The organism is Christiangramia sp. LLG6405-1, from assembly GCF_045055805.1.
Classification (GTDB): Bacteria; Bacteroidota; Bacteroidia; order Flavobacteriales; family Flavobacteriaceae; genus Christiangramia.
The window spans coordinates 477834-493331 of record NZ_CP159330.1; the positions used below are offsets into that span (position 1 = coordinate 477834).

Sequence of the window (15498 nt, forward strand, 5' to 3'; positions counted from 1 at the left end):
TAACTCTTTAATGACAAAGGGTTAAATCTAGGGTAACATCGTCGCGGCTTTCTTGCCGTTTATTTGCAGCGAGATTTTATAGCAAGAAAAAAAATGAAAAAATTCTTTTTACTAACACTACTTCTATTAGTTGGTGTTGTGCAAGCACAGGAAACTACAACTGGTGCTATTGGTGGTAAACTAACCGATAAGGAAATGGGTGGTGAACCTCTTCCTTTCGCTAATGTACTCCTTAAAGATTCTTCTAAAGGAACCACTTCAGATTACGACGGAATATATCTTTTAGACAAACTACAACCAGGAATCTATACAGTCGTTTTTAGTTTTGTAGGATATGAAACTCTGGAAATTCCAGATGTAGTTGTGGAAGCTGGAAAAGTGACGGAGATCAATACAGAACTAGGATCCAGTGCAGCATCATTAGACGAAGTAGTGATTACGACTGTCTCTAGAAGAGATTCTGAAGTTGCTTTGTTAGTAGAACAAAAAAATTCAGTAGAAATAAAGGAAAGCATCGGGGCCGTTGAATTAGCCAAACTTGGAGTTTCCGATGCTGCTACCGCTACCACAAAGATTTCAGGGGTAACCACTAGTGAAGCTTCTGGTGACTTATTTGTAAGGGGTCTTGGTGATCGTTACCTGTATAGTACGATGAATGGTCTCCCAATCCCTTCAGATGATGTGGAAAGAAAGAATATCGATCTGGGATTGTTTCCAACGAGAGTAATTCAGAATGTATCGATCAGTAAAGCATACTCAGCGATCAGTTCTGCAGACCAGGCTTCTGGAAATGTAGATATTTCTTCTCGTGAATTGAGAGGAAAAGATGAATTAGGCATTAGCGTTCAGGGCGGAGTGAATACAAATGCCATTGGAGAATTTAGCAATTTTAAAGTTTCTCCAAACCAGGAAGACACTTACTTCGGCGTTTACGATCAGAGCATTCCAACAGAATTTACTTTAAACAACCAGAGTTGGAATCCGCAGACTTCTGTTCCCGTAAATAGAAAGGTAAGCATAACTGCCGGAAAAGAATTTGGACCGTTGAGAGCATTTGTTACTGCATCTAATTCGGTTGCTTTTGAATATAACGAAGGTCTTTTTAGAAACTACAGAACCAACGTTCTTGAAGATCAGTTTACAGATGCTGAAAACTTCAAAAAGACAGATAATAATACTTTGATGGCAGATCTTGGCTTCGAGATCAATGATAATCACCGCCTGAAAGCAACCAGTTTATTTATCAATAAAGTAACCGATGAGGTTTATGAAGCTGGTAGAAATGGTGAAGGTTTTGTCTTCGAGGAAACTAACAGAGGTGAAAATCTGAACCAGTTTATACGTGATCAGAATATCAAACAAACCAGGCTTTGGGTTAACCAGTTACACGGTTTCCATGATTTTCTTGACGGGAAGAACGAACTGGAATGGTCTGCAGGATTTAACCTTGTAAACGCAGATGAGCCAAACCGTATTCGTAATGAAGTAAATATTGGTGACAATAACTTCGTGCAATTGGCAAGAACCGGAGGTTTTCAGCAAAGAAAATCTACTCAGGAGATCGATGATACTGAGTTTAATGCCAGAATCGAGAACACTTATAATTTCCTGAGCATGGATAACGAAGATTCTAAGAATGCTTCCCTTATTCTTGGAGGTAATTATAGGAATAAAGAACGTGATTTCTTTTCTCAATTCTTTGGAGCTGAGGAAACCGACTTTAATACAGTAAACCCTCCATCTATCGATGATCTTGGAGCGATCTTCACTACAGAAAACTTCAATAACAGGTTGTTACAATTCAACCGTCTTACGCCAGATATTTATAATGGAACACTGGAATCTTACGGTGGATTTGCAGTTTTCAACATTGGAAACGAACAATGGAATATTAATGCAGGAGCGAGATACCAGAAGGACAAGGTAGATGTGATCTTTGATGTGAACAACTACCCACAAAACCTTCCGAATTTTACATTTAAGGAATACGATAATGTATATCCAAGCTTAAACATTAAGTTTTCTCCAAACGAAGATTCGAATATTAGACTTGCAGCCAGCAAAACAATTTCTCTTCCAGAGTTTAAAGAGATCGCGCCATTTGAATATGTTTCTCAGATTGGACAGATCACTCGTGGTAACCCAAATCTTGAAGCTTCAAATAACTATAACCTGGATCTTAAATATGAAGTTTTCCCAAGTTCTGGTGAGTTACTATCTCTTACAGGTTTTTATAAAAAGATACTTGATCCAATTAACAGAACTCAGGCACGTGGTGCTTCAGGGGTATTCTCTTACTTCAACGCTAGTGATGAAGCAAACATTTATGGTCTGGAGCTAGAGGCAAGAATGGATGTGATTGAAAATGATAATGACCAGGGCCTTGACATGAGTGTTTCTGGAAATATCACCAGAATGTGGCATAGTCAGGATCTTAAAGATGTTTTTGCTGAAGATGGATCTTTTGTAAGAACATTCAGATATAATGGAAACGATGAAATCGGACTTCAGGGAGCATCAGACTGGATCGTAAATGCATCGGCAAACTTTAGTACAGAAACAGAAAATCCATTCCGTGGAACTATCGTAGCAAACTACGCTTCAGATAAGATCTACGCACTTGGATCACCAGATACTCAAAACCTTGACTTTATTGATATCCAGTACAACGACGAAATCATCGAGAAAGGTTTTGTAACCCTTGATTTGATACTGACTAAAGAGTTCGGGAACAATTTTGAACTTGAATTTAAAGGACAGAACCTGCTTAACCCTGAAATTGAAAGATATCAGGCAATCAGACCATTATCTGGTAATGCTGCAGAGGCAGAACAAACCGTTCGGTCTTACACCAGAGGCGCCGTATTGAGCCTTGGGTTAAGCTACAACTTCTAATTTTTTAACCACAAATTATATACACACAACCAATTACAATCAAAACTTAAATTATGAAAAAAACAGCAAGACACTTTTTGTTAATGAGCGCGCTTTTTGGCGGTTTGCTTATCACAAGTTGTAGTAGTGATGATAATGATATTGAGATCATTAATCCTACAGATGACACTGGGACACCAAATCCAGGAACTTCAGATAACATCCTTAACGGAAGCGTTGATGAAGACATGACTCTTGATGCTAATACTTCGTATCAATTATCCGGAATTCTTTCCGTAGAAAGTGGAGTAACCCTTACAATTCCTGCAGGAACAGAGATCGTTGCAGATCCAGATCTGGATGATAGTGACGCAACCAACGTTTATATCGTAGTTCAAAAAGGTGGAGATATCGAAATTAACGGTACTGCTTCTGCTCCTGTGATCATGCGTTCTTCTAATGGACAGGCTGGTAGCTGGGGTGGACTAATCATCGCAGGTAATGCTGAAACTACTGAAGGTTCTGATGCAACTGCTGAAGTTGGAGGAATTCTTTACGGTGGTAGTGATGCTGCAGATGATTCAGGATCTATCAATTACCTGGTACTTTCTGATGCCGGAGCTCAGATCAATTCTGAATCTCAGTTTAACGGACTTTCTCTATATGGAGTAGGTTCAGGAACATCTATCATGAACGTTGCTCTTATTAATGGAGCAGATGATGGAGTTGAATTCTTCGGAGGTTCAGCAAATGCTACGAATCTTTATCTTGAAAATAACGAAGATGATGCAGTAGACTGGACTGAAGGTTGGAACGGAACAATCGATAATGTTTATGTTCTTCATACAATTGGAAATTTCTCTACTGCGATTGAGGCAGATGGTGAAGACAAGCAACCTACTATCAATAACTTTACAGCAGTTTCTACAAAAGGTGGAACTGCATTACAGTTCAAGAAAAATTCTGGTGCGATCATCAACGGGCTTTCTTTAAACGGTTACGACAATTCAGTTGATATTCCAGATGATACCAGAACAGACCTGTCTAATATTCAATTAAACGGTGATGATGCAGATATCAACAATACTTATTCTCTAACTCCAACGGTAATGGAATCTACTTTTGACTGGATCTCTAATCGTGGTCAGGTATCTGTACTTCCAAACAATATCGATAGCGACCTAACTTTAGATGGTGATAGCGAATATGTAATTAGTGACGTGGTTTCTGTGAATGCCGGAGCAACTCTTACTATTCCTGCTGGAACAAAGATCACTGCTAGAAGTGATGCCGATACTGATGCTACAAGTATTTATATCGTAGTACAACAAGGAGCAATGATCGATATCCAGGGAACAGAATCAAATCCTGTAGTGATGTCTTCAACTTCTGGTGAAGCTGGAAGCTGGGGTGGTCTTGTGATCGCTGGAAACGCAGCAACTACTGAAGGTTTAAATGCTACTGCGGAAGTTGGAGGGATCGTTTACGGAGGTTCTGATGCTGAAGACAATTCAGGTTCTATCTCTTATTTAATTCTGAAAGATGCCGGAGCACAGATCAATTCTGAATCTCAGTACAATGGACTATCTCTTTACGCTGTTGGATCTGGAACTACGATCGACAATATTGCGATCATCAATGGAGCAGATGATGGAGTTGAATTTTTTGGAGGTTCAGTTTCTGTTACAAATGCATACTTTGAGAACAATGAAGATGACCAGATCGACTGGACTGAAGGTTGGAACGGTTCTGTTACAAATGCATACATCAACTTAAGTATCGATAACTTCTCTACGGTTGTGGAGGCAGATGGAGAGAACAATATGCCAACACTGAACCAGATCACTGCAGTTTCAACTGCTGGAGGAACAGCATTGCAGTTCAAGAAACTATCTGGAGCCACGATCAACGGTCTTTCTTTATCTGGTTTTGAAACCAATATTGATATAGCAGATGATACCAGAACAGATCTTTCTGGAATCCAGATTAACGGTGAGGATGCTGATGTTGAAGAAGCCTATGATGCAGATGCAACTGTAGATGCTGCAGATTTTGATTGGGTAAACTAAAATCAAGATTTAGTTTAAAATATTGAAAGTCAATAATTAGCCAAAATTAAGGGTTGCCATCTGGCAGCCCTTTTTTATTATCTATAAATTACGGCAAGCCAGCATTTTGTGGCAGGATTTTTGAAATTTTATTTGTAAGTTTGTCTAATCTGTACCAAAGAGAATGAAGCAAAAGTACCTATTTAGCTTTTTATTATTTAGTTTCCTGATGTTGGCAATCCCTGCGAACGCTCAGGACTCTATCTCTGCTTCAGCTCGAACAGAAATTTCTATCGATGGTTTATCCATTTATCCCAACCCGATTACTGGGGGAAGAGTTTTTATCTCATCCACCAAAAACCAGGAAAAGAAGATCGAGATCTATAATGTTTTAGGAAAGCCAGTTCTTAAGACCCGATTAAGAGGTAGAGAATTAGATGTTTCAACACTTACTCCCGGAATTTATATTATTAAAATAGAGGAAGGAAGATCTAAAGCTACCCGCAAACTGGTGGTAAAATAAAATACATCAAGCCTTAATTTGTAAGCTTCTTTTTAAAGAGGCTTTTTTATTGCTTAATTTTGAAGCTCCAATGTTTCTTTATGCTGAAAAATAAAATCTTCAATATTTCCTCTTCGGAAGAATTTGAAAAGCTAAGCCTTGAAGTTTACCAATATCAATATCAGCATAATCCTGTTTATCAAAAATTCTGTAAACTTCTGAAGAAATCACCTGAAAACGTATTATCTATCAGGGAGATTCCGTTTCTACCCATAGAGTTTTTCAAGAAAGAAAATATCATTACTGAAGAACAGAAAGCAGAGATCACTTTTACCAGCAGCGGAACTACCGGAGCTGCAACCAGCAAGCATCACGTTGCCGATCTTCGCATCTATGAAGAGAGTTTTTTAAAAGCATTTGAAGCTTTCTACGGCTCTCCAGAAGATTATACATTTCTGGCTCTTCTACCAAGTTACCTGGAACGCACAGGAAGTTCTCTTATCTATATGGCAGACGTGCTCATCAAAAAGTCAAATAAGCCCGATAGCGGATTTTACCTCGATGACCTGGAAGATCTTTCTGAAAAGTTAAAGAAGTTAGACCAGGCTGGAAAGAAAGTATTCCTGATTGGAGTTTCTTTTGCATTACTAGATCTTGTAGAAAACGAAACTTTTGATCTACAGCATACCATTGTAATGGAAACTGGAGGAATGAAAGGCAGACGTAAGGAAATGATACGAGAAGAACTGCACCAAATTCTAAGGTCTGGTTTTGGGGTTGATCATATACATAGTGAATATGGAATGACTGAACTTTTATCCCAGGCATACTCTAAAGGGAATGGTACTTTTGAAACTCCAAACTGGATGAAGATACTTATTCGTGATCCGGAAGATGCGCTTAGTTACGTACAGGATGGTAAAACCGGTGGTATTAATGTAATAGATCTGGCTAATTTGAACTCCTGTTCATTTATTGCCACCCAGGATCTTGGAATAATCTCAGGTGACCAAATAGAGATCATGGGGCGTTTTGACAATAGCGACATCAGAGGTTGTAACCTTCTTGTTCTATAATGGAAATTTTAACTTTTCAAGCTGTAATTTACTGAAGTTGAGTGCGACTCAATAATTGTAAGATGGAGAAGGTTCATATCTTCATTTTGCGCTAAGTGAATTTTCATATTAGATTGGTTAGTTAGTTAGTTACAAAGCCTTCAGGTTCTTCCTGAAGGCTTTTGTATTTTAGCTTCCCAAGTGATTTGATTAGCTGTAAAATGCAAGAAAGACGATCATTCCCATTGAAATTATGAAAATGATCGCCCTTATTATATCTTCTTCCTTGAAATTACCCATATACTCCTATTTACGAAGTCGGGCATTCTAAGGTTTTAAATCGCTCTAATGATATAAGTATTCTTCTTTCCTTTATTTAAAATAACATATTTGTTATTGATAAGATCATCTTTAGTTATCGTATAATCTTCTTTTACTTTCTCTTTATTCACTGCTACAGAATTTTCTTTTAATGCCCGTCTGGCTTCTCCATTCGATTTCAGAAAATTAGTTTGCGCAGCGAGCGCAGCGATCATGTCGAGTCCGTTCTCAATTTCAGTCATCGCGATATCAGCTTGTGGCACACCTTCGAAAATATCCAGAAAGGTCGCTTCATTAAGCTTCCTGAAGTCGGCTGCCGTACTTTTTCCGAAGAGAACTTCAGAAGCAGCAAGCGCATTGTTATAATCTTCTTCTGAATGCACCATTGTCGTCACCTGTTTTCCAAGTTGCTTCTGTAGCTCACGTTTGTGCGGCGCTTCCTTGTGTTCAGCAATTAAAGAATCGATCTCCTCCTTGGACAAGAATGTGAAGATCTTGATATATTTTTCAGCATCTTCATCACTGGTATTCAACCAGTACTGGTAGAATTTGTAAGGAGATGTTCTCTCTTTATCCAACCAGATATTTCCACCTTCTGTCTTCCCGAATTTAGTTCCATCAGCCTTTGTGATCAAAGGACAGGTCAAAGCATAACCTTTCCCATCTCCAATTCGGCGAATAAGCTCCGTTCCCGTAGTAATATTCCCCCATTGATCGCTTCCACCCATTTGCAGCGTACAGTCGTTTTCTCTGTATAAATGCAGGAAATCATAACCCTGTACCAGCTGGTAAGTAAATTCAGTAAAAGACATTCCTACAGAAGATTCAGAAGAAAGTCTTTTCTTAACTGAATCTTTAGACATCATATAGTTCACGGTAATATGCTTCCCTACATCCCTGATAAATTCAAGGAATGAGAAATCCTTCATCCAGTCGTAATTGTTTACCAGAACTGCAGCATTATCATGTTCAGAATCAAAATCAAGAAATCTTGAAAGTTGTTCTTTTAAAGAATCCTGATTATGACGTAAAGTTTTTTCATCTAGCAGATTACGTTCAGCCGACTTCCCCGATGGATCCCCGATCATTCCGGTAGCACCACCAACTAACGCATAAGGCTTATGCCCCGCAAGTTGAAAATGGCGTAACATCATGACTCCCACCAGGTGACCAATATGCAGCGAATCTGCTGTTGGATCTATCCCAACGTAAGCCGCACGCATTGCTTCCATTAAATGTTCTTCGGTTCCAGGCATGGTGTCGTGCAACATCCCTCTCCAGGTAAGTTCTTTTACGAAATTCTTCTCCATAATATGCTAATTCAGGTAAAAATAGCCGTAAAGATACCATTTACTCTTATTTTTCCTAAGTGCAATAACTATATTTACCCTATGATACTTGTTACTGGTGGTACGGGATTGGTAGGCGCTCATTTACTATATGAACTGGCGCGTGCTGGTGAAAAAATTCGTGCTATTCATCGTGAGAATAGCGATTTGAATAAGGTTCTCGAAGTTTTTTCTTTTTATTCTGAAGCTGAAGAAGCAAGAAAACTATTTCATCAAATTGAATGGAAAGTCGCTAATCTTAATAATATCCCGCAACTTACCGAAGCATTTGTAGATGTCCAGCAAGTATATCACTCGGCAGCCCTGGTATCTTTTGACCCTGCAGATGAGAAAGAATTACGAAAAGTCAATATTGAAGGCACAGCAAATATTGTCAACCTTTGCATTTCCTGTAGAGTGCATAAATTATGTTTTGTGAGTAGTATCGCTGCTTTGGGCAACATCACGAATGCAGACAAAATAGATGAAACCGGTAAATGGAATCCGGAAGGAAAGCACAACGATTATGCTATTTCCAAATATGGAGCAGAAATCGAAGTATGGCGTGGAACACAAGAAGGTGTAAATGCCATTATTGTGAATCCCGGGGTGATCATTGGTCCTGGTTTCTGGAATTCCGGTTCAGGCAAAATATTTAAAAAGATAGATTCCGGTTTATCCTATTACTTTTCAAAAGTCACCGGGTTTGTAGGAGTACAGGATGTTGTGAAATCCATGATTATTCTAATGAATTCTGAAAAGGTGAATGAACAATATGTTCTGGTTTCAGAAAATATTTCATTTAAGCAAGTTTTTGAGTGGGCTGCAAATGCACTGAATAAGACGAAACCTAAACGAAAACTTCAGAAATGGATGATCGCGTTAGGATGGTTCTTTCAAAAGATTGGAAGTATTTTCGGAAGAAAAAGATCTATCACTTATGAAACTATCAATAGTCTGCACGAAGAAAGCTATTACGATAATTCAAAGATCACCCAGGAAATGAATTATCAATTCGAGCCTATGGAAAGTGTTGTCAAACGAACTGCCGGTAATTATAAGAACTAGTTCCGGTCCTCCCCCATGCTCATGGGAGCGATCAGACTATCTCGAATAACTTTCTTTGATTTGCTGTCATCTTTCAGTTTTAACCTGCTACGTTGCACAGAATCTCTTAATCTTGGAATGGCCATGATAGAATCCATCATCTGCAAAGAATCCTTCTGCAAGCGTTTAAGGCTATCTTCTCGTTTGATCTCCACTTCACGCAAAGCATCGTATTTTGATTTCAACACTTTAATTCGACTTCTTACAGAATCGTAGATTCTTTCATAGATCACATATTGATCTGAGTAATAATTACTGCTCTGTTCAAATTGAAGACTATCAATATCATATTTTTCAAACACGAACTTGTCTGGTTGTATCCCAGTTTGTTCAAGCTTGAATTTATTGTAATTTTTCGCTGCATGAACCAGAGATAATTCGGTAAGCACATCTACCATCTTCTCTTCCGGGATGAGGTTGTCTGGCTTCTCAGTCTTATCCAAATCCTGACAGGCAATCAGAAAGATGGATAATGCAAGTAATAATATGTAGGATTTTCTAGCGATCAAATGTTAGTCTTTCAGCGACTTTCGTAAATGGTTGATGTTTGAAGTTCTTATAAACCAGGTTACCGTTCACGAAAGTATGAGTGATACGTGATTTGAAAGTTGTTCCTTCAAACGGAGACCACTGGCATTTTGAATAGATATTATCTGGTTGTACAGCCCATGGTGAGTTTAGATCTACAAGAACAAGATCTGCCTTGTATCCTTCACGAATAAAACCTCTTTTTTCAATCTGAAAAAGAATTGCTGGGTTATGACAGGCTTTTTCCACGATCTTCTCAAGAGATATTTTCCCCTGATGGTGCATTTGAAGCAAAGCAGGTAAAGCATGCTGAACTAATGGTCCACCACTTGGAGCTTTCGTATATACGTTCTTCTTTTCTTCTTTGGTATGAGGAGCATGATCTGTTGCAAGTACATCCAGGCGATTATCCAGAAGACCCTGTAACAAAGCTTCCTGATCTTTCTGGGTTTTAACTGCCGGGTTCCACTTGATCAATGTTCCTTTAGTTGCATAATCCTGGTCGTTGAACCATAAATGATGTATACAAACCTCAGCCGTTATCTTTTTATCCTTTAATTGCTTCTTACTATTAAATAGAGTTAATTCCTTGGCGGTAGACACATGAAAAACATGTAATCTAGCACCGGTTTTTTTCGCTAGAGCCACAGCTTTAGAAGATGACTTGTAGCAAGCTTCTTCACTTCTAATTTTCGGATGCATTTCAATAGGAATGTCATCACCAAATTTCGCTTTTGCCTCTTCCAGGTTTTTCTGAATGGTTTCCTCATCTTCACAATGTACTGCGATAAGTACAGGAGATTTTTTGAAGATCTGTTCCAATACCTTTTCATTATCCACCAGCATATTCCCCGTAGAGGAACCCAGGAAAAGTTTTAAAGCAGCAACTTTCTTGGGATCGATTTTTTCGATCTCAGCAAGATTATCGTTTGTACCGCCAAACATAAATGAATAGTTCGCATAAGAAGTTTCTTCAGCGATACTGAATTTATCTTCCAGCAACTCTTCTGTTGTGGCCTGCGGCAAGGTATTCGGCATTTCTATGAACGTGGTAATACCACCGGCTACCGCCGCCTTCGACCCCGTCTCTATATTTTCTTTATGAGTAAGACCTGGCTCTCTGAAATGTACCTGGTCATCAATTAGTCCAGGTATCAAATAGGTTCCTTCAGCATCATAGATAATTACATCTGGTGATTTTGCACTTATACTTTCTGCAATTTCAACGATGATTCCATTCTCGATGAACACATCCCCTTCAGTGATCTTATTCTCGTTTACAATCTTAGCGTTCTTGATTAAAACCTTTTTCATCAGAATTTTTTCCTGTTAAACAGACTTTTCAGCTTCATTTTTATAACCCCAAAAACGGCTTCAGAAATAATGGAGCCGCTCATTTTTGATGTTCCTCGTGTTCTATCTGTAAAGATCACCGGAACCTCTATAATCTTAAATCCTTCTAAATAGGATTTGAATTTCATTTCTATCTGGAAAGCATAGCCTACAAACTGTATACGATCCAGGTTTATTGCTCTTAGAACTTCACTTTTATAACATACATACCCGGCCGTGGTGTCTTGTATGTCCATACCTGTAATAAAGCGCACATACCTCGATGCCAACCACGACATTAATACACGGTTCATAGGCCAGTTAATGACATTAACACCGGTTATATAGCGCGAACCAATGGCGACATCGGCTCCATCCCTTTTACAGGCATTGTACAGCCGTATAAGATCGTTGGGATTATGCGAGAAGTCTGCATCCATTTCAAAAATGAAATCATAATCTCTCTTTAACGCCCACTTAAATCCGTGAATGTAAGCAGTTCCTAATCCCTGCTTACCTAATCTTTCTTCAAGGAACAATGTTTCAGGAAATTCAGCCATCAAAGTGCGAACCCTGGTTGCTGTACCATCTGGAGAATTATCATCCACAACGAGAACATGAAACTTGCGTCTTTGTGAAAAAACGTTTCTCACAATGCGCTCAATGTTCTCTATTTCATTAAAGGTGGGTATAATAATTATCCCATTTCCCATTCCTAAAACTTTTGCGCAAATGTATGCAAATTAAAACTTCAAATCTTCATGGAAAGCAACCGCAAATAGGGTCAAAATTTTACATTTGTAAAAAATTTTAAATGCAGGCGACGGCAAGATTAAGTGAATATCAGGATTGGATCACGATCACATTCCTTCTATGCTTTGGCTTGCTGGTATTAGCCCGTGTTGCCTTTCCACAGCGTTTTGAAGAATTTATATCGCTTCTCAACTCTGGTAAATTTATAGCCTTTAAAGGAAAGGAGAATAAGGCTTTTCATGGTTTTAACATTATACTGTTCTCTGTACAGGCGATCGCAGTCTCTTTATTTATCTTTCTGGGATACAGGTATTTTTTTGAAACAGATCTTCACTCTATAGTTTTGTTTATTCGCATTCTCACAGGTTATACCTGTCTTATTTTATTGAAAGCCGGAGTTGAAAAGATCATTGGTAACATCTTTGATATAGATGAGCGGATAGATTACTATATTTTTCAGAAATTAAGTTATCGCAATTTCATATCAATCTTTCTTCTTTTCGCCTGCCTTTTTCTGGTTTATAGCATGGAAGTTACTGGCCTCAGCCTTAGGATCATCGCGGTTACGGCCGTACTGGCAAATGCATTTTCAATGTTTATAATCTATAGAAGGAATCAAAGTGCGCTTAGCGTTAATTGGTTCTATTTTATTTTGTACATTTGCGCTCTCGAAATCGCCCCTTATATTATTTTGTACAAGTTAATTACGATCTAAAAAGGAACTTTAAAGAATTGCATATGAAAGTGAAAACAATTTTGGTTTCCCAGCCCGAACCTAAGGTAGAAAACTCTCCTTATTTTGAGCTGGAAGAAAAACAGAAAGTTAAAATTGATTTCATCCCCTTTATTCATGTTGAAGGCGTTCCCAGTAAGGAAGTTAGACAACAAAAAATTGATCTTGCCAACTACACCGCGATCATTTTAACCAGCCGTAATGCTGTAGATCACTTCTTCAGGATTGCCGAGGAAATGAGATTCAAGGTGCCAGACTCCTTAAAATACTTCTGTCTAAGTGAAGCCGTTGCTTATTACCTTCAGAAATATGTGGTCTATCGTAAACGTAAGATCTACGTAGGTAAAAGAACGTTTGCAGAGCTTGCTCCGCTTATTAAGAAATATAAGAACGAGAAGTTCTTACTTCCTTCTTCAGATATGCTGAAGCCAGATGTTCCAAAGACATTAAATAAACTTGGAGTAGAATGGAAAAAAGCAGTTTTTTACCGAACTGTAGTGAGTGACCTTTCAGACCTGAAAGATGTAACTTATGATATTCTTGTATTCTTTAGTCCTAGCGGAATTAAATCTCTTTTTGAGAACTTTCCAGACTTTAAGCAGAATAATACACGTATCGCTGTATTTGGAAACACAACTATAAAGGCAGCTAAGGAACATGGTCTAACAGCAGATATCAAAGCTCCTACTCCGGAAACTCCGAGTATGACCATGGCAATTAGCAAATACATTAACGAAGTGAATAAGAAGTAAATTTGCTTTTACTTTTATACGATAAATAAAAAATCCGGTCTTGCGACCGGATTTTTTGATTTCAACTAACAATTTAAAACTAATCTACAGGAGCTCCCTTCATGATTTCTTCATTTGCATACTCCTCGAACTTGGAGAAATTTTGCTTAAAGAAACTTGAAAGCTCTTTTGCTTTTTTATCATAAGCCTCTTTATCTGCCCATGTGTTTTTTGGATTCAAGACTTCTGCCGGAACTCCTTCGCAAGTTTTAGGCATACTCAATCCAAAGATCTGGTGATTTTCAAATTCCACTCCGTCAAGTTTCCCTTCAAGCGCAGAACTTATCATTTCACGAGTATATTTTAATTTCATTCGATTTCCTACTCCATAAGGTCCACCGGTCCAGCCTGTATTCACAAGCCATACGTTAACCCCTGCATCTTTCATTTTACGACTTAGCATTTCTGCGTATTTCGTGGGATGCAACGGCATGAAAGGCGCGCCAAAACAAGCAGAAAAACTTGGTACAGGCTCATCTACCCCAGCTTCAGTACCAGCAACCTTTGCAGTATATCCGCTTATAAAGTGATAGGCCGCCTGTCCTGGTGTAAGCTTGCTAATTGGAGGCAATACTCCAAATGCATCTGCCGTTAGGAAAAATATATTCTGAGGATTCTCTCCAATAGAAGGTTCCTGTATATTATCAATATGATATATAGGATAGCTTACCCGTGTATTCTGCGTGATTGAAGTATCACTAAAATCCACATCGCCATTGTCATTAAGAACGACATTTTCCAGGATAGCTCCAGGCTTGATCGCATGGTAAATATCCGGTTCATTTTCTTCGGAAAGGTTAATTACCTTAGCATAACATCCACCTTCAAAATTGAAAATAGTGTTCTCCTTTGTCCAACCATGCTCATCATCTCCGATAAGTTTTCTTTCCGGATCTGCTGAAAGTGTTGTCTTCCCTGTTCCTGAAAGTCCGAAGAAAATAGCAGTATCGCCGTCTTCTCCTACATTTGCAGAACAATGCATTGGTAGTGTGTTGTGGTAAACAGGTAACACAAAATTAAGCGCTGAAAAGATCCCTTTTTTGATCTCCCCAGTATAACCGGTTCCCCCAATTAGCGCGATCTTCTTCTTAAAATTAAGAATGGCAAAATTTTCCTGTCTGGTTCCATCTACTGAAGGATCTGCTTTGAATCCAGGTGCATTTACCACCAGCCAGTCTTCCTGAAAGTTTTCAAGTTCTGAATCATTTACTCTCAAGAACATATTGAAAGCAAATTGGTTTGACCATGGATACTCATTAATCACCCTAATGTTTAAACGATAATTATCGTCTGCACAAGCGTAGGCATCGCGAGCAAAGATCTCTTTATCTCCAAGGTAGTTTGTTACCTTTTTATAAAGAGAATCAAATTTTTCCGGATCAAAGGGGATGTTAATATCTCCCCACCATACTTTATCTTCTGTGATCTCATCTTTTACAATGAATCTGTCCTTTGGAGACCTTCCTGTAAACTCACCAGTATTAACAGCAAGCGCTCCAAATGAGCTCTCTACTCCCTGTCCTAATGCGATAGTTTTCTTCTGAAGTTCCTCTGGAGATAGTTGATAATGTACTCTGGCATTTTTGATCCCGTAATCCTCTAACGAAATCGTTTTCGTAATTTGGGTGTTATCGACCATAAAAAAATCAATTCTGTTGTTTGTTTAGGCGTACAAAAGTAAAAATCTTATGCAGATATAACGATATCGTCAATTAATTTATTTGTTTTTTAACTTTATGAATTTCAGCACTAATAAGAACCAGCCTACAATTAAAAGTCCTCCACCAATTGGGGTAACTAATGCTATTGCTGAAAAGTCTACTCCTGTAACCGCCGTTGTGGATAATAAATAGATAGATCCTGAAAATAATATAGTACCAAGAAGGAAAAGGTAAAATAATAGCTTGTTATCTTTTTCAGTAATAATGATTCCGAGGATCAACATCAAAAAAGCATGATACATCTGGAATCTAACTCCCGTTTCAAAACTATTTAATGAATCTTCAGAAAGTGTTTCTTTCAAACCATGTGCTGCAAAAGCTCCAAGGATCACAGCAATCAATCCAAAAATGGCTCCGGTTACTAAGAATTTCCTGTTTGTCTGCATAGTTTTATATGAGTCAGCT

13 protein-coding genes are annotated in these 15498 nt (G+C 38.4%); 7 read left to right on the forward strand and 6 right to left on the reverse strand.

What is annotated here, in order from left to right:
- The first annotated feature begins 93 nt into the window (after positions 1-93).
- The 4 genes from ABVM50_RS02195 (at position 94) to ABVM50_RS02210 (ending at position 6500) form a co-directional block, all read left to right on the forward strand.
- Positions 94-2895 (forward strand): carboxypeptidase-like regulatory domain-containing protein, encoded by a 2802-nt coding sequence (locus ABVM50_RS02195; RefSeq protein ID WP_405199764.1) that lies wholly within the window; start codon positions 94-96, stop codon positions 2893-2895.
- Between the two features lie 53 nt (positions 2896-2948).
- Positions 2949-4943, forward strand: a complete 1995-nt coding sequence (locus tag ABVM50_RS02200; protein ID WP_405199765.1) for a hypothetical protein — start codon at positions 2949-2951, stop codon at positions 4941-4943.
- A gap of 163 nt (positions 4944-5106) precedes the next feature.
- Positions 5107-5445: a T9SS type A sorting domain-containing protein gene (locus ABVM50_RS02205; RefSeq protein WP_405199767.1), complete on the forward strand. Its 339-nt coding sequence runs from the start codon at positions 5107-5109 to the stop codon at positions 5443-5445.
- An 80-nt stretch (positions 5446-5525) separates the two neighbouring features.
- A complete protein-coding gene (locus tag ABVM50_RS02210) occupies positions 5526-6500 on the forward strand; it encodes an acyl transferase (protein ID WP_405199768.1) in 975 nt (324 codons plus the stop codon).
- Positions 6501-6814: 314 nt separating this feature from the next.
- Here the strand turns inward: ABVM50_RS02210 and tyrS are convergent, their stop codons facing one another.
- On the reverse strand, positions 6815-8110 hold the full coding sequence (gene tyrS, locus ABVM50_RS02215) for a tyrosine--tRNA ligase (protein WP_405199769.1): 1296 nt from the start codon (positions 8108-8110) through the stop codon (positions 6815-6817).
- An 81-nt stretch (positions 8111-8191) separates the two neighbouring features.
- Between tyrS and ABVM50_RS02220 the strand changes: the two genes are divergently transcribed.
- On the forward strand, positions 8192-9196 hold the full coding sequence (locus ABVM50_RS02220; RefSeq protein WP_405199770.1) for an NAD-dependent epimerase/dehydratase family protein: 1005 nt from the start codon (positions 8192-8194) through the stop codon (positions 9194-9196).
- Here ABVM50_RS02220 and ABVM50_RS02225 read toward each other — a convergent pair.
- From ABVM50_RS02225 to ABVM50_RS02235, 3 genes are read right to left on the reverse strand one after another with little or no spacing between them, the layout of a single operon-like run.
- Entirely contained in the window at positions 9193-9744 is a 552-nt protein-coding gene (locus ABVM50_RS02225; RefSeq protein WP_405199771.1) for a DUF4296 domain-containing protein, read from the reverse strand. The genes ABVM50_RS02220 and ABVM50_RS02225 overlap by 4 nt on opposite strands.
- On the reverse strand, positions 9734-11077 hold the full coding sequence (locus ABVM50_RS02230) for a dihydroorotase (RefSeq protein ID WP_405199772.1): 1344 nt from the start codon (positions 11075-11077) through the stop codon (positions 9734-9736). The genes ABVM50_RS02225 and ABVM50_RS02230 overlap by 11 nt, the downstream gene beginning before the upstream one ends.
- Positions 11077-11808: a polyprenol monophosphomannose synthase gene (locus ABVM50_RS02235; protein WP_405199773.1), complete on the reverse strand. Its 732-nt coding sequence runs from the start codon at positions 11806-11808 to the stop codon at positions 11077-11079. Before ABVM50_RS02235 ends, ABVM50_RS02230 begins: the two co-directional genes overlap by 1 nt.
- A gap of 101 nt (positions 11809-11909) precedes the next feature.
- On the opposite strand from ABVM50_RS02235, the gene ABVM50_RS02240 reads away from it, so the two are divergent.
- Together ABVM50_RS02240 and ABVM50_RS02245 are read left to right on the forward strand one after the other, a co-directional pair.
- Positions 11910-12563, forward strand: coding sequence for a DUF4271 domain-containing protein (locus ABVM50_RS02240; protein ID WP_405199775.1), 654 nt, complete (start codon positions 11910-11912; stop codon positions 12561-12563).
- 23 nt (positions 12564-12586) lie between these two features.
- Complete coding sequence (locus ABVM50_RS02245) at positions 12587-13333, forward strand: uroporphyrinogen-III synthase (RefSeq protein WP_141878893.1); 747 nt, start codon at positions 12587-12589, stop codon at positions 13331-13333.
- Positions 13334-13412: 79 nt separating this feature from the next.
- Here the strand turns inward: ABVM50_RS02245 and pckA are convergent, their stop codons facing one another.
- Positions 13413-15011 (reverse strand): phosphoenolpyruvate carboxykinase (ATP), encoded by a 1599-nt coding sequence (gene pckA / locus ABVM50_RS02250; RefSeq protein ID WP_405199776.1) that lies wholly within the window; start codon positions 15009-15011, stop codon positions 13413-13415.
- A gap of 78 nt (positions 15012-15089) precedes the next feature.
- The gene (locus ABVM50_RS02255; protein WP_405199777.1) at positions 15090-15479 is read right to left on the reverse strand and encodes a DUF423 domain-containing protein; all 390 of its coding nucleotides are present in this window, start codon (positions 15477-15479) and stop codon (positions 15090-15092) included.
- Between the last annotated feature and the right edge of the window lie 19 nt (positions 15480-15498).

Excerpts from the sequence above, each read along its gene's own strand:
- ABVM50_RS02235 (WP_405199773.1), bottom strand. The coding sequence starts at position 11,808 with ATGGGAAATGGGATAATTATTATACCCACCTTTAATGAAATAGAGAAC.
- ABVM50_RS02230 (WP_405199772.1), bottom strand. The coding sequence starts at position 11,077 with ATGAAAAAGGTTTTAATCAAGAACGCTAAGATTGTAAACGAGAATAAG.
- pckA (WP_405199776.1), bottom strand. The coding sequence starts at position 15,011 with ATGGTCGATAACACCCAAATTACGAAAACGATTTCGTTAGAGGATTAC.
- ABVM50_RS02205 (WP_405199767.1), top strand. The coding sequence starts at position 5,107 with ATGAAGCAAAAGTACCTATTTAGCTTTTTATTATTTAGTTTCCTGATG.
- ABVM50_RS02240 (WP_405199775.1), top strand. The coding sequence starts at position 11,910 with ATGCAGGCGACGGCAAGATTAAGTGAATATCAGGATTGGATCACGATC.
- ABVM50_RS02210 (WP_405199768.1), top strand. The coding sequence starts at position 5,526 with ATGCTGAAAAATAAAATCTTCAATATTTCCTCTTCGGAAGAATTTGAA.
- ABVM50_RS02245 (WP_141878893.1), top strand. The coding sequence starts at position 12,587 with ATGAAAGTGAAAACAATTTTGGTTTCCCAGCCCGAACCTAAGGTAGAA.
- ABVM50_RS02200 (WP_405199765.1), top strand. The coding sequence starts at position 2,949 with ATGAAAAAAACAGCAAGACACTTTTTGTTAATGAGCGCGCTTTTTGGC.
- ABVM50_RS02195 (WP_405199764.1), top strand. The coding sequence starts at position 94 with ATGAAAAAATTCTTTTTACTAACACTACTTCTATTAGTTGGTGTTGTG.
- tyrS (WP_405199769.1), bottom strand. The coding sequence starts at position 8,110 with ATGGAGAAGAATTTCGTAAAAGAACTTACCTGGAGAGGGATGTTGCAC.
- ABVM50_RS02255 (WP_405199777.1), bottom strand. The coding sequence starts at position 15,479 with ATGCAGACAAACAGGAAATTCTTAGTAACCGGAGCCATTTTTGGATTG.
- ABVM50_RS02220 (WP_405199770.1), top strand. The coding sequence starts at position 8,192 with ATGATACTTGTTACTGGTGGTACGGGATTGGTAGGCGCTCATTTACTA.